This is a genomic window from Curvibacter sp. GW821-FHT01G03 (assembly GCF_059422285.1).
In genome coordinates this window covers 55,423-81,117 of sequence record NZ_JBWKWP010000017.1, presented here as the reverse complement: position 1 = coordinate 81,117, position 25,695 = coordinate 55,423, and the positions used below count along the sequence as shown (strand labels likewise).

26 protein-coding genes, 1 pseudogene and 1 riboswitch are annotated in these 25,695 nt (G+C 68.5%); of the genes and pseudogenes, 7 read left to right on the top strand and 20 right to left on the bottom strand.

Translation table 11 applies throughout. The features are described from left to right. Positions 1-4: 4 nt before the first annotated feature. From AC07VS_RS22520 to AC07VS_RS22510, 3 genes are read left to right on the top strand one after another with little or no spacing between them, the layout of a single operon-like run. Complete coding sequence (locus tag AC07VS_RS22520; protein ID WP_494752070.1) at positions 5-1,609, top strand: AMP-binding protein; 1,605 nt, start codon at positions 5-7, stop codon at positions 1,607-1,609. A gap of 21 nt (positions 1,610-1,630) precedes the next feature. Beyond that, the gene (locus tag AC07VS_RS22515) at positions 1,631-2,881 is read left to right on the top strand and encodes an acyl-CoA dehydrogenase family protein (RefSeq protein WP_494752069.1); all 1,251 of its coding nucleotides are present in this window, start codon (positions 1,631-1,633) and stop codon (positions 2,879-2,881) included. 33 nt (positions 2,882-2,914) lie between these two features. Then, entirely contained in the window at positions 2,915-3,910 is a 996-nt protein-coding gene (locus AC07VS_RS22510; RefSeq protein ID WP_494658363.1) for a Bug family tripartite tricarboxylate transporter substrate binding protein, read from the top strand. Between the two features lie 14 nt (positions 3,911-3,924). Here AC07VS_RS22510 and AC07VS_RS22505 read toward each other — a convergent pair whose 3' ends face one another. Further along, a complete protein-coding gene (locus AC07VS_RS22505; RefSeq protein WP_494752068.1) occupies positions 3,925-4,806 on the bottom strand; it encodes a LysR family transcriptional regulator in 882 nt (293 codons plus the stop codon). A 134-nt stretch (positions 4,807-4,940) separates the two neighbouring features. Between AC07VS_RS22505 and AC07VS_RS22500 the strand changes: the two genes are divergently transcribed. Together AC07VS_RS22500 and AC07VS_RS22495 are read left to right on the top strand one after the other, a co-directional pair. After that, complete coding sequence (locus AC07VS_RS22500) at positions 4,941-5,909, top strand: Bug family tripartite tricarboxylate transporter substrate binding protein (protein ID WP_494752067.1); 969 nt, start codon at positions 4,941-4,943, stop codon at positions 5,907-5,909. Between the two features lie 21 nt (positions 5,910-5,930). Beyond that, entirely contained in the window at positions 5,931-7,286 is a 1,356-nt protein-coding gene (locus tag AC07VS_RS22495; protein ID WP_494752066.1) for an FAD-dependent oxidoreductase, read from the top strand. A gap of 129 nt (positions 7,287-7,415) precedes the next feature. Here the strand turns inward: AC07VS_RS22495 and AC07VS_RS22490 are convergent. Beyond that, positions 7,416-8,084: pseudogene (locus AC07VS_RS22490) on the bottom strand (NADPH-dependent F420 reductase); the annotation flags it as partial. A 160-nt stretch (positions 8,085-8,244) separates the two neighbouring features. Here AC07VS_RS22490 and AC07VS_RS22485 point away from each other — a divergent pair. Beyond that, entirely contained in the window at positions 8,245-9,171 is a 927-nt protein-coding gene (locus AC07VS_RS22485) for a LysR family transcriptional regulator (RefSeq protein WP_494752065.1), read from the top strand. A gap of 43 nt (positions 9,172-9,214) precedes the next feature. Here the strand turns inward: AC07VS_RS22485 and AC07VS_RS22480 are convergent, their stop codons facing one another. The 15 genes from AC07VS_RS22480 to AC07VS_RS22410 all read right to left on the bottom strand — a co-directional run bounded on the left by AC07VS_RS22480 (position 9,215) and on the right by AC07VS_RS22410 (position 20,870). Further along, positions 9,215-9,598 carry a (2Fe-2S) ferredoxin domain-containing protein gene (locus AC07VS_RS22480; RefSeq protein ID WP_494752064.1) on the bottom strand — a complete coding sequence of 128 codons (384 nt, stop codon included), beginning with the start codon at positions 9,596-9,598 and terminating at the stop codon, positions 9,215-9,217. Next, a complete protein-coding gene (gene cobJ, locus AC07VS_RS22475; RefSeq protein ID WP_494658368.1) occupies positions 9,595-10,602 on the bottom strand; it encodes a precorrin-3B C(17)-methyltransferase in 1,008 nt (335 codons plus the stop codon). Before cobJ ends, AC07VS_RS22480 begins: the two co-directional genes overlap by 4 nt. Before the next feature lie 11 nt (positions 10,603-10,613). After that, positions 10,614-11,063, bottom strand: coding sequence for a cobalamin biosynthesis protein (locus AC07VS_RS22470; protein WP_494752063.1), 450 nt, complete (start codon positions 11,061-11,063; stop codon positions 10,614-10,616). Beyond that, positions 11,060-11,860, bottom strand: coding sequence for a cobalamin biosynthesis central domain-containing protein (locus AC07VS_RS22465; protein ID WP_494752062.1), 801 nt, complete (start codon positions 11,858-11,860; stop codon positions 11,060-11,062). The genes AC07VS_RS22470 and AC07VS_RS22465 overlap by 4 nt, the downstream gene beginning before the upstream one ends. Further along, entirely contained in the window at positions 11,857-12,708 is an 852-nt protein-coding gene (cobI, locus tag AC07VS_RS22460) for a precorrin-2 C(20)-methyltransferase (protein ID WP_494752061.1), read from the bottom strand. Before cobI ends, AC07VS_RS22465 begins: the two co-directional genes overlap by 4 nt. Further along, on the bottom strand, positions 12,701-14,038 hold the full coding sequence (gene cbiE, locus AC07VS_RS22455) for a precorrin-6y C5,15-methyltransferase (decarboxylating) subunit CbiE (RefSeq protein WP_494752060.1): 1,338 nt from the start codon (positions 14,036-14,038) through the stop codon (positions 12,701-12,703). Before cbiE ends, cobI begins: the two co-directional genes overlap by 8 nt. After that, on the bottom strand, positions 14,035-15,273 hold the full coding sequence (locus AC07VS_RS22450; RefSeq protein WP_494752059.1) for a cobalt-precorrin-5B (C(1))-methyltransferase: 1,239 nt from the start codon (positions 15,271-15,273) through the stop codon (positions 14,035-14,037). Before AC07VS_RS22450 ends, cbiE begins: the two co-directional genes overlap by 4 nt. Positions 15,274-15,284: 11 nt before the next feature. After that, a complete protein-coding gene (locus tag AC07VS_RS22445) occupies positions 15,285-15,968 on the bottom strand; it encodes a precorrin-8X methylmutase (protein WP_494752058.1) in 684 nt (227 codons plus the stop codon). After that, entirely contained in the window at positions 15,965-16,930 is a 966-nt protein-coding gene (locus tag AC07VS_RS22440; RefSeq protein ID WP_494752057.1) for a sirohydrochlorin chelatase, read from the bottom strand. Before AC07VS_RS22440 ends, AC07VS_RS22445 begins: the two co-directional genes overlap by 4 nt. Beyond that, positions 16,927-17,736, bottom strand: coding sequence for a precorrin-4 C(11)-methyltransferase (gene cobM, locus AC07VS_RS22435; RefSeq protein WP_494752056.1), 810 nt, complete (start codon positions 17,734-17,736; stop codon positions 16,927-16,929). Before cobM ends, AC07VS_RS22440 begins: the two co-directional genes overlap by 4 nt. Continuing rightward, positions 17,733-18,596, bottom strand: a complete 864-nt coding sequence (locus tag AC07VS_RS22430) for an energy-coupling factor ABC transporter ATP-binding protein (RefSeq protein ID WP_494752055.1) — start codon at positions 18,594-18,596, stop codon at positions 17,733-17,735. The genes cobM and AC07VS_RS22430 overlap by 4 nt, the downstream gene beginning before the upstream one ends. Continuing rightward, positions 18,593-19,336 (bottom strand): energy-coupling factor transporter transmembrane component T family protein, encoded by a 744-nt coding sequence (locus AC07VS_RS22425; RefSeq protein WP_494752054.1) that lies wholly within the window; start codon positions 19,334-19,336, stop codon positions 18,593-18,595. The genes AC07VS_RS22430 and AC07VS_RS22425 overlap by 4 nt, the downstream gene beginning before the upstream one ends. Before the next feature lie 6 nt (positions 19,337-19,342). Then, positions 19,343-19,699: an energy-coupling factor ABC transporter substrate-binding protein gene (locus tag AC07VS_RS22420; RefSeq protein ID WP_494752053.1), complete on the bottom strand. Its 357-nt coding sequence runs from the start codon at positions 19,697-19,699 to the stop codon at positions 19,343-19,345. Then, positions 19,696-20,373 (bottom strand): energy-coupling factor ABC transporter permease, encoded by a 678-nt coding sequence (locus AC07VS_RS22415; RefSeq protein WP_492350289.1) that lies wholly within the window; start codon positions 20,371-20,373, stop codon positions 19,696-19,698. The genes AC07VS_RS22420 and AC07VS_RS22415 overlap by 4 nt, the downstream gene beginning before the upstream one ends. Positions 20,374-20,494: 121 nt before the next feature. After that, positions 20,495-20,707, bottom strand: a riboswitch (cobalamin riboswitch). Between the two features lie 16 nt (positions 20,708-20,723). Then, positions 20,724-20,870 (bottom strand): hypothetical protein, encoded by a 147-nt coding sequence (locus AC07VS_RS22410; RefSeq protein WP_494658378.1) that lies wholly within the window; start codon positions 20,868-20,870, stop codon positions 20,724-20,726. Here AC07VS_RS22410 and AC07VS_RS22405 point away from each other — a divergent pair. Continuing rightward, positions 20,869-21,705, top strand: coding sequence for an inositol monophosphatase family protein (locus AC07VS_RS22405; RefSeq protein ID WP_492350291.1), 837 nt, complete (start codon positions 20,869-20,871; stop codon positions 21,703-21,705). The two genes, AC07VS_RS22410 and AC07VS_RS22405, sit on opposite strands and share 2 nt — an antisense overlap. 67 nt (positions 21,706-21,772) lie before the next feature. Here the strand turns inward: AC07VS_RS22405 and AC07VS_RS22400 are convergent, their stop codons facing one another. The 3 genes from AC07VS_RS22400 to AC07VS_RS22390 all read right to left on the bottom strand — a co-directional run bounded on the left by AC07VS_RS22400 (position 21,773) and on the right by AC07VS_RS22390 (position 25,693). Next, positions 21,773-22,939: a GGDEF domain-containing protein gene (locus AC07VS_RS22400; RefSeq protein ID WP_494752052.1), complete on the bottom strand. Its 1,167-nt coding sequence runs from the start codon at positions 22,937-22,939 to the stop codon at positions 21,773-21,775. 88 nt (positions 22,940-23,027) lie between these two features. Next, complete coding sequence (locus AC07VS_RS22395; RefSeq protein ID WP_494752051.1) at positions 23,028-25,244, bottom strand: HD domain-containing phosphohydrolase; 2,217 nt, start codon at positions 25,242-25,244, stop codon at positions 23,028-23,030. Positions 25,245-25,324: 80 nt separating this feature from the next. Further along, entirely contained in the window at positions 25,325-25,693 is a 369-nt protein-coding gene (locus AC07VS_RS22390) for a hypothetical protein (protein ID WP_492350293.1), read from the bottom strand. Positions 25,694-25,695: the final 2 nt, after the last annotated feature.

Here is a 25,695-nt window from a genome sequence, read left to right as displayed (position 1 = left end):
CCGCATGACAACAAGCCATCCCCCCCTGGCCGGGCGCCAGGTTCTCAATGTGGGCGCGCTGGTGGCGCGCAGCGCCCGCGCCCATGCGCAACGCACCGCCGTCAAAACCCCCAGCCGCAGCGTGAGCTATGCCGAGCTGGAGCAGCGCTCCAACCGGCTGGCCAATGCACTGCTGGGCCTGGGCCTGCAGCGCGGCGACCGGGTGGGCATCTACCTGCCCAACTGTGGCGAGATCGTCGAGATCGAGATCGCCTGCTACAAGGCCGGGCTGGTCAAGGCGCCCTTCAATGCGCGGCTGTCACCGACCGAGGTGGGTGCCGTGGCGGCCAATGCCGAGGCCGGCCTGATCATCACCACCGCCGAGCGGGCCCAGGCCATCGAGCCGCACCTGCTGCAGGCCCTGCCCGGGGGCGCGACGCCCATCGTGCTGCTGGTCGACGGGCCTGTGAGCACGGGCTACGAGGCCCTGCTGGCCCGTGCCAGCGACCAATTCACCCCGGTGGCCGTGCAGGCCGACGAGGTGGCGGTGCTGCACTACACCTCGGGCTCGTCGGGCGTGCTGAAGGCAGCCATGCAGACCTTTGGCAACCGGCTGGCCCAGTTGCGCAAGTTCCTGACCCGCTCGGATGGCCAGCAGCCCGGACACATCCTGGGGCTGGTGGGGCCAATCACCCATGCCTCGGGCATGCAGATCGTGCCGGCGCTGTGCCAGGGCGTGACGATCCGCTTGTTCAATGGCTTCGAGCCGGCGCGCTTTCTGGCCGACATGCGGGCCGACCGGGTGACGCACACCTTCATGGTGCCCACCATGATCAACATGCTGCTGGCCGAGCTGGAGGGGCGCTACCGCCCCCTGCCCGATCTGCTGCGCCTGGGCTATGGGGCCGCGCCCATGGCGCCGGCGCGCATCCTCAAGGCCATGGATGTGTTCGGGCCCGTGCTGCAGCAGGGCTATGGCGCGGGCGAGACCACCTCGGGCGTGTGCGGGCTGTCGGTCGAAGACCACCTGTTCGCACGAGCGGCCCGGCCTGATCGCCTGGCCTCTTGCGGGCGGCCGTTTCTCGAATGCGATGTGCAGATCGTGGGCGACGACGGCCAGCCCCTGGCCGTGGGCGAGATCGGCGAGATCGTGGTGCGGGGCGACGATGTGTTTGCCGGCTACTGGCGCGCCCCCGAGCTGACGGCCGAGGTGCTCAAAGACCGCGCCTACCACACCGGCGATCTGGCCCGCATGGATGAAGAGGGCTATGTCTACATCGTCGACCGCAAGAAAGACATGGTCATCAGCGGCGGCTTCAATGTGTACCCCTCCGAGGTGGAGGCGGTGCTGTACCAGCACGATGCGATCGCCGATGCCTGCGTGTTTGCCGTACCGGACGACAAATGGGGCGAGGCGGTGGCCGCCCATGTGGTGCTCAAGCCGGGCCGCGACGCGGGCGCCGAGCTGGGCGCCGCCATCGACGCCTTCTGCGCCCAGCACCTGGGCGGCTTCAAGCGGCCACGGCGCATCGAGTTCGTGGCCGGCCTGCCCAAGAACCCCAACGGCAAGGTGATGCGCCGTGCCGTGCAGGCCCCCTACTGGGAAGGCCGCGCCCGGATGGTGAACTGAAACCGACACGGAACCTGAACCATGACCACCACCCCATCCTCCTCCGCTTCAACGACGGCCCCGGCCACCGTCACCCCGCCCCACCCGGCCCCGCTGTTTGCAGGCGTGCCCTTCGAAGGCTCGGCCCAGGCGGCCGAGCTGATCGAACGCATCAACGGCTACCTGTACGGCGAGCTGGCTGCGCTGGCTCAAGAACACGGCATCGACCACGAAAACGCCCCCGACAAAGCCTTGCTGCGCCAGGTCTGGAAACGCTCGCAGGCGTTGGGCTTTTACGGCATGACGCTGCCGCGCCCCCTGGGCGGCCTGGGCCTGTCGGTGCTCGACCATGTGCTGATCAAAGAGGCCATCTACGCCAGCGGCTCGCCCTTTTCACCCCATGTGTTCGGCGAGCTCAGCGGCCCACCGCGCGTGGGGGCGCTGGCCCGGGTGGCCACGCCGTTCCAGCTTGAAAACTTCATCGCCCCCGTGGCGCGGGCCGACATGGCCATCTGCTTCGCGCTGACCGAGGCCGAGGCCGGCTCGGACGCGGGCAATGTGCAGACCCGCGCCGTCAAGGTGGGCGACCATTACGAGATCACCGGCGAAAAGCGTTTCATCTCGGGCTCGCCCTTTGCCGACTACGCGGTGCTGATGGCCTCGACCGCCACCGACCCTGCCCAGCGCGAGGTGTCGGCGTTTTTTGTGGACCTGCACGCGCCAGGGGTGCGGGTGGAGTCGGGCTACAAGACCATGGCGGGCCAGACCAGCACGGGCAACATCGTGCTCGAAGGCGCACGCGTGCCGGCCACCCACCTGATCGGCGAGCCCGGCCGGGGCCTGGCGCTGGCGCTGGGCCGCATCACCGTCAACCGCCTGCTGCACTGCCCGGCCATGCTGGGCCTGGCCCAGGTGGCGCTGCGCGACGCCCGCGACCACGCGCTGCGCCGCAAGCAGTTCGGCCGCGCCATCGGGCAGTTCCAGGCGGTGCAGCACCTGCTGGCCGACATGGCCACCGACTGGGCCGCCGCGCGCGGCCTGATGCTGGCCACCGCGCGCCAGATCGACGCCGGGGGCGAGCCCCGGGCCGAGGCCTCGATGGCCAAGCTGTTCTGCTCCGAGGCGGCCTTCCGCATCGCCGACCGGGCGGTGCAGATCCTGGGTGGCGAGGGCATTGTGCAGGGCAGCCGGGTCGAGTTTCTGTTTCGCATGCTGCGCATGTACCGCGTGCTGACCGGCACCAGCGAGATCCAGCGCAACACGATTGCCAAAGAGCTGCTGGGCCAGGCCTGAGCCGACAAGAACACACAATGGAGACAAGTCATCATGAATGCGACCCCCTGCCCACCGCTGCGCCGGCGCGCCTTTCTGGCGCAGGCCACCGCCCTCGGCGCCCTGCCCCTGGTGGGCGCGCGGGCTGCCGAGCCCTGGCCCAGCCGGGCCATCAAGTGGGTGGTGCCCTACCTGGCCGGCACCGGGCCCGACACCACGGCCCGCATCGTGGCCGAAGCGGCTGCCAAAGCCTTGGGCCAGCCCGTGGTGATCGACAACCGGGGCGGTGCGGGTGGCAACCTGGGCGCCCGCCAGGTGGCCAAGGCCCCGGCTGACGGCTACACCTGGATCTACTCGGGCTCACCCATGGCGGCCAGCATGCGCATGTACAAATCACCGGGCTATGACGTGTTCAAGGATTTCCGGCACGTGATGGGGCTGACCAGCGCCGACACGGTGCTGATCGTGCATGCCGACTCCGACATCCACACCCTGGACCAGTTGCTGGGCCGGATGCGGGCCCAGCCCGGCAAGGTGGATTACGCCTCAGGGGGCACGGGCACACCCTCGCACCTGGGGGTGGAGCTGCTGCTGAGCGTGGCCAAGGCGCAGGCCCTGCATGTGCCATACAAGGGCGCCTCGGAGATCGTGAACGCCGTGCTGGGCAAGCAGGTCACCTTCGGCGCGCCGATCAGCACCGTGGCCTATGCCAACATCCAGGCGGGCCGGCTGCGCGCGCTGGCCATCACCGGCCCCCGGCGCAACCCCAAACTGCCCAACGTGCCCACGCTGGCCGAGGCGGGCGTGCCCGGGGTCGAGCTGACCTCGTGGGGCGGGGTGTCGGTGCCGGCCGGCACGCCCGAGGCCATCGTGGCCCGGATCCGCGCCGCCCTGGAGGCCGCGCTCAAGCAGCCTCAGGTGATCGCGGCCCTGGAGGAACAGGGTGGCCAGGTGCTGCCGCAAGACGGCGAGGCCTTCACCCGGGCCTTTGGCCGCGAGATCGCCTTCACCGAGGCCATGATGCGCAAGACACAGCTGGAGCCGATGTAGCCTGCAGGCCGAGCTCAGATCTCCAGAAACAGCCCGGCCACCGTCGATCGAAGCCATCGGTTGGCAGCGTCCTGCTGATAGCGCTCGTGCCAATGCTGTTTGATGGCGAAGTCGGGAAACCGGTAGGGCGGCGCCAGCGCCCTGACGCGGGCGATCTTCATCAGCGTCTGGGCCACCCGCTGCGGCACGGTGGCAATCAGGTCGGTGTGGGCCAGCAGGTTGCCCACGCCCGGCAGGGTGGGCAATGACAAGGCCACCTTGCGCTGGCTGCCCCGGCGCTTCAGCTCTTGCTCGACGATTTCATTGCCGGTGCCGGGCGCGGTGAGCACCACATGCCTTTCGCTGCGGAAGCGGCTTTCGCTCAGCTTGGCATCGATGCGCGGGTGTTGACGCCGCACCACGCAGGCGAACCCGTCCTGAAACAGTTTTTGCTGGTAGAAGCCCGCGTCCAGCTCGGGCATGTAGCCGATCGCCAGATCCGCCTCACCCGACTCCAGCAATGGCGTAGTCTCGGATGTGATGCGCAGCACCTCGATGCAGATGTTCGGCGCCTCCTTTGACACCTTGTTCACCAGCGCCGGCAAGAACTCCAGGTGGCTGATGTCCGTCATGGCAATGCGGAAGGTTCGCGATGACGAGGCCGGGTCGAACTCATCTTGCTGCTCAGTGGCCGATTGCAGCAAAAGCAAGGCCTGGCGCAAGGGCTGCACCAATTGGGCAGCCCGCGGGGTGGGCTGCATGCCGTCGCGCGTGCGCACAAACAGCGGGTCGTTGAAGCACCGCCGCAAGCGCCCCAGCGCCAGGCTGACCGAGGTTTGCGGCAGCCCCAGGTTCTCGCCGGCCCGGCTCACGCTGCGGGTCTTGTAGATCTCGTCGAAAACGGCGAGCAGCTTCATGTCCATTATTCGAATTTCCGCTGAGACTTATTGGGGTTCATCGATCGACGCCATGAACCGGGCTGCCTACAGTGCGTGCCAACACCAAGCCGAACCGGCCGGGTGACCCACTCAAACAACCCGGAGACTTCACCGTGAAATTGACCTTGTCGCGAGCCATTCTAGTGGCCGGCCTCGCCCTCATGGGTGCTCACGCGCCGGCCCAGGACTGGCCGAAATCCGCTGTCAAAGTGATTGTTCCGTTTGACGCGGGCTCCACGCCCGACCTGGCCGCCCGGCTCATCGCCGAGCGCCTGGCCAGCCGGCTGCATCAGCCCTTTGTGGTGGACAACAAGAGTGGTGCCGCCGGCAACATCGGCACCGACGCCCTTGCCAAGGCCGAGGCCGACGGCAAGACCATCGGGGTCAGCATTGCCGGGCCGCTGGGCACCAATTCGCTCCTGTTCAAGAAGATGCCCTACGACACCGCCAAGGACATCGCGCTGATCACCCAGGCGGTTTCGCAGCCTTCGGTGCTGGTGGTCGGCAGCAAGTCGCCGGCAGCCGACACCCAGCAATTGGCCGCACTGCTCAAGGGCCCATCAAAGCTCAGCTTCGCCTCGATCGGTGCCGGCTCCATCTCCCACCTGGCGATGGCGGCTTTGGTGGCACAGACCAGCGCCAATGCAGTCCATGTGCCCTACCGGGGTTCAGGGGCGGCCGTCACGGCCTTGTTGTCGGGCGAGGTCGACATGGCCTTGCTGCCTGCGGCGGCCGTGATGCCACACGTGAAGGCCGGCAAGCTGCGCGCCCTGGCCGTGGCCTCACCCGCCCGCTCGCCCTCGCTGCCCGATCTGCCCACCCTGGCCGAGAGCGGCCTGCCGGACATCAAGGGCGATGCCTGGATTGGGTTCATCGCGCCGGCCAAAACCGATCCGGCCATCGTCAAGGCGCTCCACGACCAGATCGTGCAGGTGCTGGACGAGCCTGCCGTGAAGGAAAAGCTGCGAGCGCAATACATGGATCCCGTGGGCAACTCACCCGATGCGTTTCGCAAGCTGCTGGCCGCTGACGTCGCGCGCTGGAAGCCCGTCATCGAAAAAAACAAGATCTCCCTGGACTGAGCACTGAAAAGGACAAAAGCCATGACCTCATTGCAAACAAGCCTGCTGGAGCCGGCTCGACAACTGCCGGTTCTCGGTGAATATGACGTGGTGGTGATCGGGGGCGGCCCGGCCGGGCTGGCCGCGGCCGCCAGCGCGGCTCGCCGCGGGGCCCACACCCTGCTGGTGGAGGCCTATGGTTTTCTGGGCGGGATGGGGACCGCAGGTGGGGTGACCAACTTCGCGGGTCTGTACGGCCGCCATCAGGGCGAGATGCGACAACTGGTGCGGGGCGCTGTAGACGAGCTGTTGGCCCGCCTGGAGGCCATGGGAGGCCTCAACCAGCCTCAGGACGGCATGCAAGGCCGGATTCGCGTGCGCTCTTACGACACCTCGCTGTACAAATGCGTTGCCGACCAGTGGATGCTCGCCGCGGGGGTGAAGCTGCTCTTTCACGCCCAGGCGGCCTCGGTGCTGATGCAGGGCCCACGCATCGCCGCCTTGGTGGTCGAGAGCAAATCGGGCCGGCAGGCGATCCGCGCCAATGTCTTCATCGATTGTTCGGGCGATGCCGACGTGGCGGCCTTTGCCGGTGTGCCTTATGCCGTGGGTGACGGCCATGGCAGCGGGCTCTTCCCGAGCACCATGTTTCGCGTGGGTCAGGTGGATGCCTCGGCGGCCTTGGCTGCCGTGGGCGAGTTCAAGGCCATCAACGACTACATGGAACGGGCCCGTCAGGCGCACCCCGGCCGCTACCGGTTTCCGCGCGAAGGGGCGATTCTTCGGCCACAGATTCACCCCTCTGAATGGCGTGCCAACGTCACCCAGATCGCCAATGCCGAAGGCCGCGCCATGAATGCCGTGGACGCCGCGGAACTCAGTGCCGGCGAGGTGGAGGGCCGGCGCCAGATTGCCGAGTATTTCCGATTTCTGCGTGAACAGGTGCCTGGCTTCGCAGAGTCGCGCATCGTCGAAATCGCGCCCCAGGTGGGCATTCGCGAAACCCGCCGCATCGAGGGCCTTTACGCCCTGACGGGGGACGACATCCTGAACTCGGCCCGCTTTGAGGACACCATCGGCATCAATGCCTGGCCCATGGAGCTGCACCGCGCCGGAGGCATCTCCTGGGGGTTTCCGTCCGATGACAACCGGGCCTACAACGACCTGCCGTGGCGGATGATCGTTCCGCAAAAGGTCGAGAACCTGCTGGTGGCCGGCCGCTGCGCCTCGATGACGCACGAGGGTCAATCAGCCGCCCGCGCCAGCGGTGGGTGCTTTGTGATGGGCCAGGCCGCCGGCACCGCCGCCGCCCTGGCGGGCAGCACCCCGGTGCAGCAGATCGACATCGCGCGCCTGCAGCAGGCCCTGCTGGCAGATGGAAGCCTGTTGCAGGCCTGACGGGTTGGCCACCCCGGTGCTTGAGCCTCGAACAAGCGGCAACCCGGGGCCATTGCCGGGCGCCAGCCTCGCGCAGGGCCCTCTTCGCCGCAGCCATTCGCTGCAGCGCCAGCCCAAGGTGGGTGGTGATCAGATCTTGATGAAGTTCGTGGCGGCCAAGGATCCGAATGGGAGCTCGGCCAGGCGCCCGCCCACGTCCAGTGAGCCCAGATCGACCGGAAAATAGCCCATCGCCTCCAGCACCTGGCGGACTGCGGCCTTGGCTGCTGCATCGTCACCCGAGTAGAACTGAACCCGCTGCCCACCTGACACCTCAGCCTGAGGCAACACATTCACGTCCAGGTGATTGAGCGCTTTCACCACCCGGGCGCCGGGCACAAGATCACGAAACACCTCGCTGGAGTAGCGGCCGCCCAGGTCGATGGCCTTGATGCCGTAGGCCGCGAGGGGATTGGCGGGGTCTTTGGCGTCTGGCGAATCGGGGTCCAGAAACTCGACCGGATTGGTGCCATCGATGACGATCCGGTTGTTCCAGGCCGGCAGGCCGCTCAGCGCCGTGGGCAGATCAGCCCAACGCACGGCCACCAGAACGATGTCTGCGGCAGCCGCCTCAGCCACCGTGCCGGCCTGGATGTTGGGGCCCAGCTCGGCCACCAGCGAAGCCAGCGAGGCCGGGCCGCGCCGATTGGAGAGAATGGCCTTCTGGCCCATTTTGGCCAGTGCACGAGCCACATTGGAGCCTAAGCCGCCAGAACCGATGATGCCGATCGTCATTGTGTTTTCCTTGGTTTGAACAGAGGTGTCGGGGCATGCCTTCGAACCCTAGCCACCCCGCGCTGAAGGATTCAAAGCGAGGTCGATGAAGATCCGAAGGCATGGCGGTAGCTTAAAAACCGCTTGATTGCCTGACTAGATGGTTTAATTGGCATGAACTCGTTCATTTTTATTGCCAATTGCCATGCTGGACCTCAACGACGTTGCCACCTTCATCCAGGTTGTGCGCTGCGGCAGCTTTGCAGAGGCTTCGCGGCGCCTGGGTGTTCCGCCCAGCACACTCAGCCGGCGCGTGCAATTGCTGGAGGCACAGCTGGGTACGCGGTTGATGCAACGCTCCACACGCCACCTGGCCCTGACACAGGCAGGTCAGGCCTTCCATGACCGCTGTGCCGGCGCGGTAGACGGTTTGTTCGATGCCGGTGCCGCGCTGACGACCGATGGGCAGGAGCCCAGCGGGCTGGTGCGGGTCGCAACACCCGCCGACTTTTTCGACTTCTTTCAGATGGAGTGGCTGAGCGAATTTCTGCAGGCCCACCCCAAGGTGAGGATTGACTTTGTGCTCAGCGACGCGCGCGCCGACCTCATTGCCGATCGCATCGATGTGGCCATTCGTGGTGGTGTGCTGGAAGACTCCAGCCTGTATGCACGAAAGGTGCTCGACGCGGGCCGGGACAGCCTGGTGGCCAGCCCGGCCTACCTGCAATCCCGGGGCGCACCGGCGACCTTGGCGGCGTTGCAACAGCACGACTGCCTGGGCTTCAGCCACAGCAGCGGTGAGGCCCGCTGGAGCCTGACCGGACCCGATGGCCAAGAAACAGAGGTGCCGGTGAAGGGCCGCTTCAGTGGCAACACCGTACAGGCCTTGCGCAAGGCGGCGCTGGCCGGCCTGGGCATTGCGCTGTTGCCGGCCACGCTGACGCGCCGAGACCTGCGCGCCGGCCTGCTGCTGCCGGTGCTGCCCGACCACCACCGCCTCGGGCACGGTGTGCACCTGGTGTACCCGAGTCGGCAACACCTGCCGAGCGCCGTGTCGGCCTTCATCGAGCTGGTGATTGAGAAGCTGGGCGGGGTTGAAGAGCTGCCCGAGCCGACCTGTGCCACGTCCTGATGGATGCAGCGGCCAACGCCGCCTGGAGAAGGGCTGAGCCCCCCTACCCCGCCTGATGGAACACCAGATCCTCCACCCGCCGCCCCTGCACCAGGTGTTCCTCGATGATGCGGTCCATGTTGGCGGGGGTGACGTTGTAGTACCAGGTGCCGTCGGGCTGCACGCACAGCACCGGGCCGCCCTTGCAGGCCGCAAAGCAGCTCACGCGGCTGCGCTTCACGCGCAGTTCGCCGGCGTCCAGGCCGGCGGCCTTGAACTTGGCGCCCAGGCTGTCGTACAGGTCTTGCGATTCGCCACCGGGGCTGCAGCGGGGGCCGGTGCAGATCAGCAGGTGGCGCTTGTAGGTGCCGATCTTGGGCTTGACGACGGCGGGGCTGGCTGCATCAGCGGTGTGGGCCGCCATGTCCTGTTCGGTGAGGCTGCTCATGCTTCGCTTTCGTCGGCAGGGGCCGTGGCATCGTGCGCCTCGGGCGGGTGTTGCAGGGTGTCGCGGATGTAGTCGACCGGCAGGCGGTGCAGCGCAGCCAGGGCCTCCAGGCTGGCGCCGGCCTGGTGGTCGGCCTGCAGCGATTCCAGCCAGCCCAGCAGGCCGGTGGAGAGCGACCGGCCAGCCTTTTCGCCCTCGCGGGTGCTGCCGCCGTCGTCCATGTCGTACTTGTTGGCGTAGCCGCGCGGGGTGACCATCAGGCCGTGGCGCACAAAGGTGTTGCTGTTGCCGATCAGCACGGTGCTGAGCATGCCGATGTCGGCCTCGGCCATCTGGTCCAGCGTGGTGAAGACGATGTTCTCGCGGCGGCGGTAGGCGCTCTTGACGATGGCCACCGGGGTGTCGGCACGGCGGTGCCGCAGGAACAGGCGCTGCGCCTCGACGATCTGGCGCGTGCGCCGGCCGCTCTTGGGGTTGTAGAGCGCCACCACAAAATCGGCCATGGCCACCGCATCGAGCCGCCGCGCGATGGTGGGCCAGGGCGTGAGCAGGTCAGACAGCGAGATGGCACAGAAATCGTGCGTGAGCGGTGCCCCCACGCGGGCCGCGCAGCTGTTGAGCGCCGAGGCCCCGGGCACGATCTCGAGCTGCACCGGGTCGTCGGGCGTCCAGCCGGCCTGGAACAGCACCTCGTAGGTGGGGCCGGCCATGCCGTACACGCCGGCATCGCCCGACGAGATCAAGGCCACCTTCTTGCCGGCGCGGGCGCATTCGAGGGCGCTGATGGCGCGGTCCAGCTCTTCGGTCATCGACTTGCGGATGATCTCCTTGCCTTCGAGCAGGTCGGCCACCAGCTTGATGTAGGTGACATAGCCGATCACCACGTCGGCCTCGGCGATGGCCGAGCGGGCGCGGGCCGTCATGTGCTCGACGCTGCCCGGGCCGATGCCCACGAGCATGATCTTGCCCGCCAGGGGCTCGGGATGGGTTGGTTCAGGGTTCATGGTCTGGGTTCTCAGCCTTCAGGGGTGGGGTTCATGAGCGCCACCGACACGGTGGCGTTGCGACCGTCGGGGCCGCAGTGCTTGTGCTTTTCCAGCAGCAGGGCCGGCGCGGGCGGGCCGGGCCAGCCGGCGGCCAGCAAGGCGGCTGCCTCGCTGACCGAGGGGGTGCCGGTGTAGTGGCGCACGGTCTCCGAAGGGTTGGGCACGGGCACGGCCGCCAGCACCTCGGGTGGGTGGAAGCGCAGCGCCCAGCCCTGCTCGGCCGCCAGCGCCAGCAGGCCAGCCTCGTCGGCCTTGAGGGTGATGCTGGCGGCGGCCTGCACATCGGCCCAGCCGGCGCCGGCCTGGGCCAGGGCCTGCTCCACCGCCTGGCGCAGCGTGGCCAGGCTGCAGCCCCGGTCGCAACCCAGGCCCAGCGCCACGGTGGGACGGTGTCTGGCGAGGTGTCCGGAGGGGTTCATGCACTCGCCTCCAGCGGTGGCCGGTACACCACCAGGCGCTCGCTCAGTTGGGCCCAGCGTGCCTCGTCCACCTCGGCATGGGTGACCCACAGCACGGCAGCAAAGCGGCTCAGGTCCACCGCGTCGAACTGGCTGAAGCAATGGATGTTGGCGGGCAGCGGCGTGGGCCGAGTCCACCAGTCGGGGCGTCCGGCCTCTTGCACGAAGGCGATGGGCTCGCCATTTACCACATGGGCCGACACGCGGGTGATGTTGATCTTGGGCGCCTCCACGCGCCAGCCCAGGTGCCGGCCCAGGATGTCGACCGGCAGGGTGCGGCCCACGTCGGAGGCGGTGGTGAGCACGGGGCGGGCCTGCAAGGCCTCGGCCACGCGCTCGCTCCATTCGTTGGCGCCGCCCACATGGCCCGACAGCACCGGGATCACGTACTGGCCGGCATCGTCCACCACGATCACGCCGGGGTCTTCGTCCTTGCTGCGCAGGTGCGGCGCGATCAGGCGCACCACGGCGCCCAGCGAGACAAAGAACACCAGCTGGTCCCAGCCCTCGAACAGGGGGCCGATCTCGTCGCGCAGCGCGCCCTCGTAGGCGTGCACCCGGTTGGGCAGGCCGGCAAACTGCGCGGCAAACTTGGCCGAGGTGCAGATGTCGGCCTGCGGCAGGGCCTGCGCCAGACGGGCCGCCTGGCTGGCGCCGTGGCGGGTGATGGCCACCAGGCACACGTGCACGTCTTCGGCGGCCTGGGCCGGGGCTGACAGCACCACGGGGGGCTGGGCGCTTGGGGTGGGTTCGATCATGGGTGCTCCAGCAATGAGGGGGTGGCCGATGCGGGCGGGGCACTCTTCTTGAGGCAGCCCTTGATGCGCTCGCCGCGCACGCGGCCGGGGTTTTTGATCAGCAGCAGCGACAGGTAGCTGACCCGGGTACCGCGCAAGGCCAGCAGGTCGGGGCCAGACACCCGGCGCTCGTCGGGCGCGCCCACGCGCTCGATGAAATGCGCGCCTTCCAGCAGGCCGCGGCGCTGCAGCCAGTCGAGCAGCTCGTCGAGCAGGGGCTTGATCTTCATGAGCACCAGGGTGTCGAAGTCGGGCAGCAGGCGGTCGACCGCGCTCAGGCCGTAGGCCGCGGGCACGATGGCCACGGTGTCGTCCTGCTCGGCAAAGGGCACCCCAGCCCGGGCGCTGGCCGCGGTGAACGAGTTGACGCCGGCCAGCACCTGCACCGGCACTTCGGCGTCCAGCGCCTTCAGGGTGCGGGCCAGGTGGCCAAAGGTGGCATAGGTGCTGGCGTCACCCTCCACCAGAAACAGCACGTCGCGCCCAGCCTGCAGCCAGGGCAACAGGGTTTGTGCGGCCTTGAGCCAGGCACGGGCCAGCTTCTCGCCGTCGTGGGTCATCGGAAACAGCAGCAGGCTGTGCTGCTCGGGGGGCGTCAGGCCGGCGCGGGTGGCGATGTCGAGCGCGTAGCTGGGGGTTTTGCCGCTGCGGGCCGGGTAGGCCCAGGCCACGTCGCGGCGCTGCAGGGCGGCCCAGGCGGCACGGGTGATCAGGCCCGGGTCACCGGGGCCCAGCGAGACACCCCACAGGGTGCCGCGCCGAGGCTCCGCGGTCGACGGGGCAGACGGCAAACTCGTGGGCTCAGTCATGGAAGGCTTCCTCAGGGTGGGCACGCCGGGCGCAGACCAGCCACACCGGGTTCTCGGCGGCCATGCGGTGCATGTGCAGAATGGGTTTGCTGCGCGCGGCCTGGAGTTGCAGCACGTCCCAACTCAGGGTGCCGGGGGCGGCCTGGGTGCTTGCGGCCTGCAAGGCCGCGGTGGCGCTGGCCAGGTTCTCCAGGGTCACGAAGTTCATCACCAGGTGGCCACCCGGGCGCAGGCGTTGCAGCACCAGGGTGATCAGCTCGGCCAGTTCGCCGCCCGAGCCGCCGATGAACACCGCATCGGGGTCGGGCCAGTCGGCCAGGCCTTCGGGGGCGCGGCCCAGCTGCAGGCTGTAGTTGCTCAGGCCGGCGCGGGCGTGGTTGCGGCTGGCAATGGCATGGTCGGCCTCGTTCTTCTCGATGGCCCACACATGGCCGCGCCGGCACAGGCGCGCCGCCTCCAGCCCCACTGAGCCCGAGCCGGCCCCGATGTCCCACACCCTGCTGGCGGGTCGCAATTGCAGGCGGGCCAGGCTGACGGCACGCACCTCCTGCTTGGTGATCAGGCCCTTGTCGGGCTGGCGCTGCTCATAGGCGCTGTCGGGCAGGCCCAGGCATGGGGGCTGGGGCGCGGCCCGCAAGCGCCACAGCAGCACCACATTGAGCTCGGCAAAGCGCAGGGTGGCGGCCTGGGCCGGGCTGAGCTCGGGGTGCAGGCGCTCTTCGGCCTGCAGCAGGTTCTCGGCCACGGCCATCTGGTAGTCGTCGCCCAGGCCCTCGGCCAGCAACAGGCGGGCGATGCGGTCGGGGCTGTTGGCCGGGCTGGTCAGCACCAGCAGGCGGCGCTCGCCGCGCAAGGCCTGGGCCAGCGCGTACAGGCCGTGGCCGGGCGGGCTGCCCACTGCCCACTCGCCGGCGTCCGTGCCGTGCACCGAGACAATGCGGGCGTCCTGCCAGGCCAGACCGATGCGGGCGCAGGCCAGTTGCAGAGTTGACAGGTTGGGCAGGATGTCGAGTGCCTGCACGCACAGGTGCTGCGCCAGATAGGGCGCGATGCCGTGGCACAGCGGGTCGCCGGTGGCCAGCACCACGCAGGCCAGGTGGGCCTCGCGGGCCGCGCGCACCCAGCCGGGCACGGCCTTGAGCTGGCCGCCCAGATCGTGCAGCCGGGCCTGGGGCTTGAACTCGTGGCGCAGCAGGGCCAGGGTGCGGGCCCCGCCGATCACCACGTCGGCGGTGCGCAGATGGGCCAGCGCAGTGGCACTGAGGCTGGCCACGCCGTCATCGAGCACGCCGATCACGCGGCAGGGGTTGGGGTCTTTCTCGGGGGTCACGGAGCGGGGTCCTCGTTGGTGTCGGTGTCGTTGTCTTTGTCGGTGTCGAGCAGAAGGGCCCGGGCCGGAAGGGCCGGTCTCTCAGACGGGGGCAGCGCCGGGGGCGAGAGCACATCAGCCACCAATTGCCCGGCAAAGTCGCACACCAGCACGCGCAGCTGAAAGGCGCGGCCATAGCGCTGCGGGTCGGTCAGGGTGTCGATGGCCGCCTGGGCCAGGGCCTGATGGAAGGCGGGGCCCAGGCCACGCTCCACCATCAGTTCGGCGCCGAAGCGGGCAGTCTCGGCCTGGGCCATGGCTTGGCAGTCGGCCTCGCTGGCGCCGATCTGGCGGCCGATCTGCGCCACCAGCTCGGTGTCGACCACGTTGCGGTTGGCATGGGTGATGGTTTCGCCCTGGGCGATCTTGGTGAGCTTGCCCACCATCACGCCCAACACCACCAGCGGCAGGCCCTGGGCCACCGCCTCGTCAAGCGCATAGCGCAGAAAGTCGCCCATCTGCACAAAGCTGGCGGCGGGCAGGCCGGGCTGCTCGGCGCGCAGGGTGGCCATGGCAAACGATTCGGTACGGCCGCCCGTGGTCAGCGCCACCACGCGGTGGCCCAGCGTGGCCGCCACCTGCACGCCCTGCACCACGCTGGCACGCCAGGCGGCGGTGGAGTACGGCCGCACGATGCCGGTGGTGCCCAGGATGCTGATGCCGCCCAGGATGCCCAGGCGGGCATTGGTGGTCTTCTTGGCCATCTCCTGGCCGCCGGGCACGCTGATGCAGACCTCCAGCCCATGCTCGGCCAGCAGCGCCGGGGCCACCTCGCGCAGGTTGTCGGCGATGTTCTGGCGCGGCACCGGGTTGATGGCCGGGCCGCCCACCTCCAGGCCCAGGCCCGGCAAGGTGACCGTGCCCACGCCCTCGCCGGCGCGCCAGTTCAGCGTACCGGCCTGGCCGGGCAGCACGCGCAGGTCCACCGTGAGGTGGGCGCCATCGGTGCAGTCGGGGTCATCGCCAGCAAACTTGACCACCATGGCGTGAGCGCTGACCGGGTCGCAGCGGCCGTCGTGCACCGCAAAGCGCACCCGGTCGCCATTGGGCAGCAGGCTTTCCACCGCGTCGGGCACCTGGCCGCTCAACAGGCCTTGCACGGCGGCGCGGGCCGCGGCCGCAGCGCAGGCGCCGGTGGTGAAGCCGGTGCGGGTGCCGCGGGGCGGGGTGCCCTTGCCCTCCATTTTGCTGTCCATCTTTGCTGCCATCACGCGGCCCCGGCGGCTTTCTGACGCGCCTCGGCCAGCGCCAGCAGGGCGTGCAGGGCCGCCACCACCAGGGTCGAGCCGCCCTTGCGGCCCCGGATCACGATCCAGGGCACCTCGATCAGCTCAGCCATCAGGTCTTTCGATTCGGCCGCCGCCACAAAGCCCACCGGCATGCCCACCACCAGGGCCGGGCGAACGCCCTCCTCGCGGATCAGGCGCACCAGCTCGATCAGCGCGGTGGGCGCGTTGCCGATGCCCACGATGGCGCCCTGCAGCAGGCCCTGGCGATGCGCCTTGCGCATGGCCTGCACGGCGCGGGTGGTGTCCTGGGCGCGGGCCGCCTCGATCACGTCCGCATCGCTGATGAACTGGTGGGGGCGCATGCCAAAGTGGGCCAGGCGCGGCTGCGAGAGGCCCGAGCAGATCATCTCGACATCGGCCACCACGGGCGTGCCGCCGCGCAGCATGGCCTGCAGGCCGGCCTCCACCGCGCCGGGGTGGAAGTCGGTCAGGCCGTTGAACTCAAAATCGGCATTCGCGTGGATCATGCGGCGCACGATGGGCCACTGGCCCGGGTCGTACGCGTGTGGACCCACCTCGGCGTCGATGATGGCAAAGCTGTCGTGCTCGATGGCCTGGCCGGCGCGGGTGAGCTGCTCGGTGACGGTGTTGACGGTGCTCATGCGGGCTGGGCCTGTGCGGCCTGTGCGGCCTCTGCGGCGTTTTCGGCAGGTGCTGTAGCTTCGGGCGCGGGGGCGTGAACATGAACGGGCGCCGGTGCATGGGTGTGCTCATGCGAATGCCCATGGCCCAGGTCGTGCGCGATCTCGCGGAAACTGCAGCCGTCGCAGGGCAGGCGGCTGTCAGGGGTGCCGGCCAGCAGATCGAGGGCGCGCTGCTCCAGCAGCTCGAAAATCTCGGGCTCGAAGCCGAAGTGCGTGCTGCAGGCCAGGCGCAGCTGCGGGTACTGGCCACGCAGGTGCTGCACCTGTCGGTGGATGCGCTCCATCAGCGTGCCGGTGTACAGGTAGTAGGGCAACACCACGATCTGCCCCATGCCCAGCAGCACCTGGCGTTGCACCACGCGCTCCAGTCGCGGCCAGGTGATGCCGGTGAAGGCCAGGTCGACCAGTTCGTGGTCGCCCTCCTCCAGCAGCCAGCGCGCCATCTTGGCCATGTCGCCATTGGCGCCCCGGTCGGACGAGCCCCGCCCCAGCACGATCACGCCGGTGCTGCGCGGGTCGGGCATGTCCAGGCCCAGCATGGCCTGTCGCAGGCGCCGCTTGAGGATGGCCAGGATGGGGTCGCAGGCCGTGAGGTGGGGCGCCAGCAAAATCTGGCTGCCGGGGCAGTGGGCACGGGTGTGCTCGATGGCCTCGGGGATCTCCATCTTCACATGGCCGGCGGCGTTCAGGATCAGCGGCAGCACCAGCACCCGGCGCCCGCCTTGCGCGGCGCGCAGCAGGCCGTCGTGCAGCGAGGGCGAGGCAAACTCGATGAAGCACACCTCGATGCGCCACTGCGGTCGGCGCGCGCGCCACTGGGCCACGAAGTCGAGGATCTCGGTGTTGCCGGCGGCCTCTCGCGAGCCGTGGCCGACCAACAGCACGGTGTCCTCTGAGGTGATGGTAGTGAGCTTGTTCATGCCGTGGCCTTTCGAAAGCGGTGGGTGAAGGTGGGGTCGTAAAGCTTGGAGCGGGCCAGCGTCTCCCAGTCGGCGGCGCCCAGCGTGGGGCTGGCCACCACCATGGCCTGGCTGACGATGCCGGCCTCGCGGCAGCGCTGCTTGATGTCGGCCAGGGTGCCGCGCACGATGCGCTCCTGGCCCGGCCAGCTGGCCTTGTGCACCACCAGCATGGGGGCGTCCTCGGGCCAGCCGGCGGCCCGCAGGCCAGCTTCGATCTTGTGCATCAGGGTGATCGACAGAAAGATGCACAGCGTGCTGCGGTGCGCGGCCAGCGCAGCCAGGTCTTCGCCCTCGGGCATGGGGGTGCGGCCCTCGACGCGGGTCAGGATCACGGTCTGCGTGACCTCGGGCAAGGTCATGGCCTCGCCGGCGGCCGCCATCGAGGCCATGGCCGACGACACGCCGGGCACCACAGCCCAATCGATGCCCAGCGCGGTGAGCGGCCGGGTCATCTCGATCAAGGCACCGTACAAGCTGGGGTCGCCGGTCTGCAGGCGCACCACGGTGGCGTGGCGAGCCGCCTGCTCGGACAGCCAGTCGCTCATCTGCTCCAGGGTCATGTCCTTGGAGTCGCGCACCAGGCAACCCGCCGGGGCGTACAGGGTGACGGCCTGGTCGACCAGCGAGCCGGCAAACAGCACGGCCCCGGCCTGGGCCAGCAGACGCTGGCCCTTGAGGGTGATCAGCTCGGGGTCGCCCGGGCCGGCCCCCACAAACCAGACCTTGCCCAAGGGTCGCGATGCGGGCATGGAGGTTGACGTCATGGCGTTTCGACTTCAGGTGGGGCAAGCTGCCGCAGCAGGCCGAGCAGCGCTTCGTGGCTGCGGGGTGGGTCGGTCTCGGGCAGCAGGCCCCGGCCTTGCAGGGCCTGGTGCAACTCGAGCACGCGGGGCAAGGGCTGGCCCAGGCGGCGCCAGCCTGCCGCCTGCCCCGGCAGCTCGGTGGCGGGCAGCGAAGCGGTGCAGCGGCCGGCCTGCATCAGGTGCAGGTGGTCGGCCCAGGCGTAGGCAAAGTCGATGTCGTGGGTGGACAGCAGCACGGTCACGCCGCGCGCCACCAGGCCGTCGAGCAAGGTGGTCAGCGCCAGCTGCATCGGGGCGTCCAGGCCGGCCATGGGCTCGTCGAGCAGCAGCACCTCGGGCTGCATGGCCAGCACGCCGGCCAAGCACACACGCTTCTTCTGCCCAAAGCTCAGCTGGTGCACTGGGGCCAGGGCCTGCTCACTCAGGCCCACATCGGCCAGGGCTGCGCGCACGCGCTCGCGCACCGTGGCCTCGTCCAGCCCCAGGTTGAGCGGGCCATACGACACGTCTTCAAACACCTGGGCCGAGAACAGCTGGTGCTCGGGGTTCTGGAACACCAGCCCCACCCGCTGGCGCAACGCGCGCAGGCCGGCCCGGCTGGCGTCCAGCGGCTGGCCATCGAACACGATCTGGCCCGCACTGGGCCGCAGCAGCCCATTGAGTTGCTGCAGCAAGGTGGTCTTGCCGGCGCCATTGGCGCCCAGCAGCGCATGGCGGCGCCCACGGGCCAGGCGCAGGCTGCAGTCGTGCAGGCCCTGGGGGCCGTCGGGGTAACGGAAGCCCACGCCCTGCAGTTCAAAGACTGGCCATGCCGTCCTCATGGCAGACCCCAGGTCGCCACCAACAGGCCCAGCGAGGCGAACGCCGCCAGCCCGACATCGCGCCGCGCACGAGGGTAGGCCGGTGGCAGAAAGCGCAGCCCAGCCCCGCCGCAGCGCGCCTCGGCGCTGGCCTGCAGCACCCGGGCGCGCTGCCACAGTTGCACGGCCTGGTGGCCCAGCAACAAGGCGATCGAGCGCACGGCCTGGGCCCGACTCGCGTAACCGAGGCGGGCACGCTGGGCACGGCTGGCCTCATGGAACAGCGCCAGGGCCACAAACAGCAGGCGGTGACACAGCACCATCAGCTCCAGCAGCAAGGCCGGCACCCGCAGGCGGCGCAGCAGGGCCATCAGATCGGGCAGCGGCGTGGTCAGCGCCAGGCCCAGCAAGGCCGCCAGCGAGGCCAGCGCCCGCGCACTGGTGCGGGCCGACAAGGCCAGGGCGTCGGGCGCCAGCTGCAAGGCCGGCAGCCCAGGGCCATTCCAGCCCAGCGACACCGCCATCGATGCGGCCGACAGGCCCAGAAAGCCCAGCGGTGCCCAGGCCGCGCGCAGATAGGCACGCCAGGACACGCCAGCCCCAAGCAGGCACGCAGTGACCAGGGCCGCCGTGCAGCCCAGGGCCCGCCCGGGCGTGGCCGCGCCCTGGGCGGCAGCCAGACCGGCCAGCGCCCACAAGCCCTTGGCGGCCGGCGACACGCCCCGCCAGCGGTTGGCGTAGGCCCAATGTTCAATCAACATGGCGGATCAGGGCTTGGGGAGTGCAGGGTCAGCCGGGCGATCATGGGCCGGGGGCTGGATCTGCCGTCCAGCACGCTCACGCGCCACGGACAGCCCCAACCAGAACCCGATCACCCCGGCGCCCAATGCGGCCTGCAGCGCAAACAGCAGCGAGGCGATCTCGTTGCTGGCCGGCTCAAGCACCGGGCTGAACCAGGGCTGGTAATGCGGCGCCAGTTGCGCAATGGCCTGCTGGGCTTGGGCGTCGGCCCCGCCAAAGTGCTCGGCCAGCGCCGCCGCATCGGTGGGCTGGGCCACCCAGCACAGCGGCAAGGCGGTGAGCAGCACCACACCGGCCAGCAGCATCAGGTTGCGACGGCTCATGCTTCCACCCCGCGCCGGGTAAACAAGGGCAGGCCCTGCAGCTCTGCCGCATTGAAGCGGGCCATGGCATTGACCACCAGCACAGTGAGCAAGCCTTCGCTGATGGCCAACGGGATCTGCGTGAGCGCGAAGATGCCGCCGAACTTGAGCAGCGAGGCGGCCATGCCGCCGACCGCGTCGGGAAAGGCCCAGGCCAGTTGCACCGAGGTGCACAGGTAAGTGGCCAGGTCCCCCAGGCAGGCGGCGCCGAACACCGCACCCGAACGCCCCAGGCCGCAGGCGCGGGCCAGCCGGAACACGCCGTAAGACACCAGCGGCCCCACGATGCCCATCGAGAACAGATTGGCCCCCAGCGTGGTGAGGCCGCCGTGGGCCAGCAGCAAGGCCTGGAACAGCAGCACCACCAGCGCAATCGGCACCATCGCTGCCGGCCCGAACAGCATGGCGCCCAGGCCCACCCCAGTGGGGTGCGAGCAACTGCCGGTGACCGAAGGCAGCTTGAGTGCCGACAACAAAAAGGCAAAGGCCGCGCTCACGCCCAGCAGCATGCGCTGCTCGGGCTGCGCCTGCACGCTGCGCTGCATGGAGCGCAGGCCCCAGATCACAAAGGGTAAAGAGGCGGCTGACCAGCCCAGCGCGTGCGCTGGCGGCAAAAAGCCTTCCATGATGTGCATTCGAATCCTCCCGTCGAATGGTTCCTGTCAAGGCACCACGCGGAGGATGAAAAAGGCGGCCAGACGCCCGCAGGCGAGCCGGGGCATGTTGGCTGCAATCTTCCCGTCACCCCGGGGAATGGTGCTGGCGCTTTTTCGGGCCGGTATTCTGGCTCGCCTTCATCCTTCTCCGCACCTTCCCGTGTCATGCACAGTGGTGTGTTGGCGGAGTCGTCTGGCTTACAGCAGCGGGGGCTGCGCCGGAATGGCCACACAGGGTTGTTGTGCGGCGTCACCGGCTTCCCGTTTAACGTGCCCCCTGAAGAGGTCACGCACCCGAAGCGGCGATCTTAACTGCAGAAGCCCGCAGATCATGAGGCCACTCGAAAATCGATTTCAAGGCCCGGGAAGGGGCGCAGGTGCGCCGACAGGACTTCGCCATGTGCCAGTCGCACCTTGGCGCCAGGGGGGCCGCCGCTGGCGTCAGCAAGTGCAGGCGGCAGGTAGACTGCGGCCATGAAATCAATCAGCCGCGCCCAAGCCGAGCACATCGGCGAGATCCTGGCCGACGTGGCGCGCACCGAGATCATGCCAAGGTTCTCTGGCACGCAGTCGAACCGGGTTCGCGAAAAAACGTCGGCCTTCGACATCGTGACGGACGCTGATGAGGCGGCCGAACGTGAGATCACGGCGCGCCTGCGCAAGGCCTACCCCTCGGCATTGATCGTCGGAGAAGAGGCCACGGGGCGGGATCCGGGTTTGCTGACCCAAATGGCGACTGCCGACCTGGCGTTCATCATCGACCCGATTGACGGAACGAAGAATTTTGCGTCGGGCCTGCCGCTGTTTGGGGTCATGGTGGCTGCGACGGTGCGGGGTGAGGTGGTGATGGGGGTCATCCATGACCCGGTCTGCCAGGACACCTCATTCGCGGTGCGCGGAGAAGGGGCCTGGAAGCAAGGGCCGGGGCGGCCGCCGACCTCGCTCAAGGTCGCCGAGACCGTGCCCCTGGCCGAGATGCAAGGCGTGGTCGGGACCAATTTCCTGCCCGAACCCCTGCGAACGACCGTGGCACGGAACCTGTCTCGTCTGGCACTCAATTTCTGGTTGCGGTGCGCTGCTCACGAGTATCGAATGATTGCGGACGGCCATTGCCACCTGCTGGTCTACAACAGGCTCATGCCTTGGGACCATGCGGCGGGCTGGCTGTTGCACCACGAGGCGGGCGGGTACAGCGCCCGGTTCGATGGCAGCCCTTACCTGCCAACACACACCAGCGGCGGTCTGATCCTGGCCACCGATCGACACGCCTGGGAACTCATCAGGGACGCCCTGCTGGGTGCGCCCTTGTAGCGTGATCGCGGGGTCAGGCCATTGCCAGACCCGCGCAGCAGCCAAACCAGGCGCTGGCTTGCGGCCCTCAGGCCAGCGCCACCACCCGATTGCGACCCTGGTGCTTGGCCTGGTAGAGAGCCTGGTCGCTGCGATCGATCATCGATTCGGCCGCGGTCGGGCCTTCGGTGGGTATGCTGGCATGCACGCCGATACTGATCGTCACCGGGATGCTCACCCCATTGACCACCATGGGCAGATCGCCCACGGCGCGACGGATGTCCTCGGCCACCGCACGGGCGCCCTCGATCGTGGTGGCGGGCAACAGGGCCAGAAACTCTTCACCGCCAAAACGCGCCAGCATGTCGGCACTGCGCAAGCGGGTCTGGGCCCGCTGCGCCACCTGGCGCAGCACCTCGTCACCCACCAGGTGGCCATGCTGATCGTTGACGACCTTGAAATGATCGATGTCGAGCATCAGCAGGGCCAGAGGACTGTGACGCCGCCGGGCCAGGGCCAGGTGGTGGTCCATGAGCTCCATCAGGGCAAGGCGGTTGTAAAGACCGGTCAGGCGATCGTGGCTGGCCAGCTCATGCTGCTGGCTGACGGCATGCTCCATCTGCATCAGGACAAAGCCCATGCTGTTGAGCAGCAACACCGCCAGAACGGCAAAGTAGGTGACCACCTGCACCTGGGTCGGTACGTTGAACTGGATGTCCCAATCCGAGGCGTCGAGCATCGAGCCCGTGCGCGCCACCAGCGTGACGAAGAGCAGCGAAGCCCCAACGATCACCACCCAGCGGCCCGTGAGGCGGCGCCCATGCAGGCCGGGCGCCCAGGCCTGCGACAGCAACACGAGCGCCAACGCGGCCTGCAGGCCCGCCACCCACACGTTGCGCCAACGATCGTCATGCAGCAAAGCCACGGCCGCGACCATGTTCAGCCCCGCCGGCAACCACACCACCCAGCGCGGCAAGGTGTCGCAACGGCCCCGCTGGAAGGCCATCAGCGCCAGGGTGTGGATGACCAGGCTGAGCGCTGTCAAGGCATTGGTCAACACGATGGACAGGCCTGGCCAGCCCGCGTCTCGCAGACCGAACGCCGGGTAGGACAGGGCATTCACGACCAGGCCCAGGCCCCAAAGCGACAGGCCCCTGTGCAGGCGGCTGCCCCAGGCCACGGCCAGCACGGCACCGGCAAGCACGCCACTGGCCAGGGTGAGCGCCATGAGCAAGGTCGGCAGATGCAAGGTCATGAATCAGACGTCCGTGTGTGAAATTGACTCTACACCGAAACCGGGTGCGCCGGCCTGCGCCGCAACAGGCCACCAGCACCTGATCGGCTCAGGCGGCCTCGAAGGAAAACCCGCCATGGCTCAGCAGTTCAACGCAGATATCAGCGGCCTGGGGGTCATAGATCCGGCCGCGCCCGCGTTGTATTTCGGCCAGGGCCGCCTCCAGCCCCAGGCCCACCCGGTAGGGACGGTCCAGGCACATGGCCTCGACCACGTCGGCCACGGCCAGGATGCGGGCGCCGAGGATGATCTGGTCCTGATGCAGGCCCTGCGGGTAGCCGCTGCCATCCAGCCTTTCATGGTGCTGCAACACCATGTCGGCAATCGGCCAGGGAAACACGATGTCCTTGAGGATGTCGTGACCGGCCTGCGGATGGCGCCGCAACACCTGGTACTCCTCCTCGGTGAGGCGCCCGGGTTTGGTCAGAATCGCCTCCGGCACCTGGATCTTGCCGATGTCGTGCACGATACCGGCCAGGTGGATACCCTGCACCTCGTGCTCCGACAGACCCATGCGGCGCGCCATGGCCACGGCCAGCGCGGCCACACGGCGTTGGTGACCGGCGGTGTAGGGATCGCGAAACTCCACCGTGGTAGCGACTGCCTGCACAGTGGCCTCCAACACGTGCTCCAGATGGCGCAGGGTCTGCACATGGGCCTGCTGCACTCGACGCGAATGGATGCCAAAGGCCAGGTCATCCGCCAGCTCCCCCAGCAAGACCACTTCCTTCTCGTTGAAGGCGTCGGGGGCGGCCGAGTAGATGGTCAGCGCCCCCAGAGTGCGCCCGTCGACCATCAGCGGAAACGCAGCGCTGGAGCGAAAGCCGTGGGCCAGAGCGGCCACACGCCAGGGTGCCATCTTCTTTTCAGTGCTGAAATCGCGGTTGATCTGCGCCTGTCCCAGGCGGATCGCCATGCCCGTGGGCCCCTGCCCCAGCGCGTTGTCCCCCCAACTGATCTGGGCGGCCTTCAGGTAGCCGTCGTTCACACCGAACTGGGCAATCTGGCTGACGGACTGGTGCGCATCGTGTTCAGCAAAGCCGACCCAGGCGAGCCGGTATCCACCCACCTGCACGGCAATGCGGCAGACCTCGTCGAGCAAGGCGTCCTCTTGCTGACCGTGCACCACCGCCTGATTGGACTTGCTGAGCAACTGCAAGGCCCGGTTCAGGCGCACCACGTCGTTGTTCGAGGCCAGGGCCTCCGCCATGTGATCAAAGGCCGAAGCAAGCGTGCCCATCTCGTCCGAGCGGGGCGCCAACCCCGTGCGCGCCAGATGGTTGCCGGCACCCAGCTCCCGTGCCGCGGCCACGATGCGGCGCAAGGGTCGCATCAGCCAATGCTCGCCACCCCACCAGACCAGGGCAAACGCGCAGGCCACCCACAGGGCCATCAGGGCGATATCGGTCGTCATCTGCCGGTCGGCCGCCGCGGTGATCGCCGACTCGCTCTCGGCCACATAGAAATAGATCGGGCCGGCCAGAGTGTCGGCAAACCGGTACAGGGTGACCAGGCGCCTGACCCCATCCTGGAACACCAGGCTAACCGCCACACCCAGGCCTTGCTGGCGCACCTGCTCGAAAGCCGCTGGGTCGAACACCTCGGTGTCGGCCTGCGGGACCGGGCCGAGCCGGCGCGTGATGACCCAGCCGTGGGCATCGACCAGGCCCGAAATCGACTGGCCGGGCGCCCGAGCACCAGACGCCTCGTGGGTCACCCAGCTCAGGTCCATGGCCACCACGATCACGCCCTGCACCCGGCCCTCGGCATCCCGGATGCGCTGAGCCACGGGCAGCACATGCTTGCCGGTGAAGCCTCCGATTTGAGCGGCCCCGACCACGGGATCGTCTTGCGCCAGGGCCCGCGGCATGAAGGAACGATCGGCGATGTTGAGCGCCTTGGCCCCTCGCACCAGGTGGCAGCGGGTATCGCCATTCGGCATTGCCATGAACACATTGGCCAACTGCGGGTCTTGGGACACCAGGCCTGCCAGCCGGCGATCACACTGGGGATCGTTGATCAGACCGGCCAGGTCCACCGCCTGGGTCAGCAGGGCCAGCAGACGCCGGGTGTTGTCAAACCCCAACCTTTGCCGGTCGGCCATGGCCGAGGACAGCACACCCTGCTGCGCCATGGCCGCCGCGATGTCGGCAGATCGGCGCTCCATGGCCCGATAAGCCGACGCGAACAGGAAAGCACCACAGGTGCACAGCAACAGAACCAGAAAACGCCAACGGACACTGAGCGAAGCAATCGGCGACACCATCGACAAGCCTCCGGTCTTTGACAGGCAGTACGCCCAGCAGGGCACTCAAAGTGCTCCGGCCAGCCGGCCGGGGCCCCGTTTCAGGCCGACGCCCGAACCCACTCCCTCGCTTCGGCCAGGGTCGCAAACAGCAGGATCGGCGGCATTTGGGTGATCTGGTCGTACTTTCGGGCCATGGCGATGATCACCGGGTCCACGGTGACGGCCAGGATGCGGTATTTGGGATTCACGAAAGTGGCCCCGATGTTGATGGCAGCCGTGTCCACAATGCCGCCCTCGCCCATGGTGAAGGCCTCGGTCTCCGAAAAATCGTTGATGGTGTAGCGGATGTTCTCGAAGCGCGGGTCGCTGTGGAACTGGCCCACGGACGACAGAAATTCTTCAGCCGTGACGATGCCCCAGAAACGTTTGTGGATACCTTGGGGTTCGCGGATGATTTCGTAGGGCATGG

Coding starts and splice junctions, on each gene's coding strand:
- AC07VS_RS22520 (WP_494752070.1), top strand. CDS start 5: ATGACAACAAGCCATCCCCCCCTGGCCGGGCGCCAGGTTCTCAATGTG.
- AC07VS_RS22515 (WP_494752069.1), top strand. CDS start 1,631: ATGACCACCACCCCATCCTCCTCCGCTTCAACGACGGCCCCGGCCACC.
- AC07VS_RS22510 (WP_494658363.1), top strand. CDS start 2,915: ATGAATGCGACCCCCTGCCCACCGCTGCGCCGGCGCGCCTTTCTGGCG.
- AC07VS_RS22505 (WP_494752068.1), bottom strand. CDS start 4,806: ATGAAGCTGCTCGCCGTTTTCGACGAGATCTACAAGACCCGCAGCGTG.
- AC07VS_RS22495 (WP_494752066.1), top strand. CDS start 5,931: ATGACCTCATTGCAAACAAGCCTGCTGGAGCCGGCTCGACAACTGCCG.
- AC07VS_RS22485 (WP_494752065.1), top strand. CDS start 8,245: ATGCTGGACCTCAACGACGTTGCCACCTTCATCCAGGTTGTGCGCTGC.
- AC07VS_RS22480 (WP_494752064.1), bottom strand. CDS start 9,598: ATGAGCAGCCTCACCGAACAGGACATGGCGGCCCACACCGCTGATGCA.
- cobJ (WP_494658368.1), bottom strand. CDS start 10,602: ATGAACCCTGAACCAACCCATCCCGAGCCCCTGGCGGGCAAGATCATG.
- AC07VS_RS22470 (WP_494752063.1), bottom strand. CDS start 11,063: ATGAACCCCTCCGGACACCTCGCCAGACACCGTCCCACCGTGGCGCTG.
- AC07VS_RS22465 (WP_494752062.1), bottom strand. CDS start 11,860: ATGATCGAACCCACCCCAAGCGCCCAGCCCCCCGTGGTGCTGTCAGCC.
- cobI (WP_494752061.1), bottom strand. CDS start 12,708: ATGACTGAGCCCACGAGTTTGCCGTCTGCCCCGTCGACCGCGGAGCCT.
- AC07VS_RS22450 (WP_494752059.1), bottom strand. CDS start 15,273: ATGGACAGCAAAATGGAGGGCAAGGGCACCCCGCCCCGCGGCACCCGC.
- AC07VS_RS22445 (WP_494752058.1), bottom strand. CDS start 15,968: ATGAGCACCGTCAACACCGTCACCGAGCAGCTCACCCGCGCCGGCCAG.
- AC07VS_RS22440 (WP_494752057.1), bottom strand. CDS start 16,930: ATGAACAAGCTCACTACCATCACCTCAGAGGACACCGTGCTGTTGGTC.
- cobM (WP_494752056.1), bottom strand. CDS start 17,736: ATGACGTCAACCTCCATGCCCGCATCGCGACCCTTGGGCAAGGTCTGG.
- AC07VS_RS22430 (WP_494752055.1), bottom strand. CDS start 18,596: ATGAGGACGGCATGGCCAGTCTTTGAACTGCAGGGCGTGGGCTTCCGT.
- AC07VS_RS22425 (WP_494752054.1), bottom strand. CDS start 19,336: ATGTTGATTGAACATTGGGCCTACGCCAACCGCTGGCGGGGCGTGTCG.
- AC07VS_RS22420 (WP_494752053.1), bottom strand. CDS start 19,699: ATGAGCCGTCGCAACCTGATGCTGCTGGCCGGTGTGGTGCTGCTCACC.
- AC07VS_RS22415 (WP_492350289.1), bottom strand. CDS start 20,373: ATGCACATCATGGAAGGCTTTTTGCCGCCAGCGCACGCGCTGGGCTGG.
- AC07VS_RS22405 (WP_492350291.1), top strand. CDS start 20,869: ATGAAATCAATCAGCCGCGCCCAAGCCGAGCACATCGGCGAGATCCTG.
- AC07VS_RS22410 (WP_494658378.1), bottom strand. CDS start 20,870: ATGGCCGCAGTCTACCTGCCGCCTGCACTTGCTGACGCCAGCGGCGGC.
- AC07VS_RS22400 (WP_494752052.1), bottom strand. CDS start 22,939: ATGACCTTGCATCTGCCGACCTTGCTCATGGCGCTCACCCTGGCCAGT.
- AC07VS_RS22395 (WP_494752051.1), bottom strand. CDS start 25,244: ATGGTGTCGCCGATTGCTTCGCTCAGTGTCCGTTGGCGTTTTCTGGTT.
- AC07VS_RS22390 (WP_492350293.1), bottom strand. CDS start 25,693: ATGCCCTACGAAATCATCCGCGAACCCCAAGGTATCCACAAACGTTTC.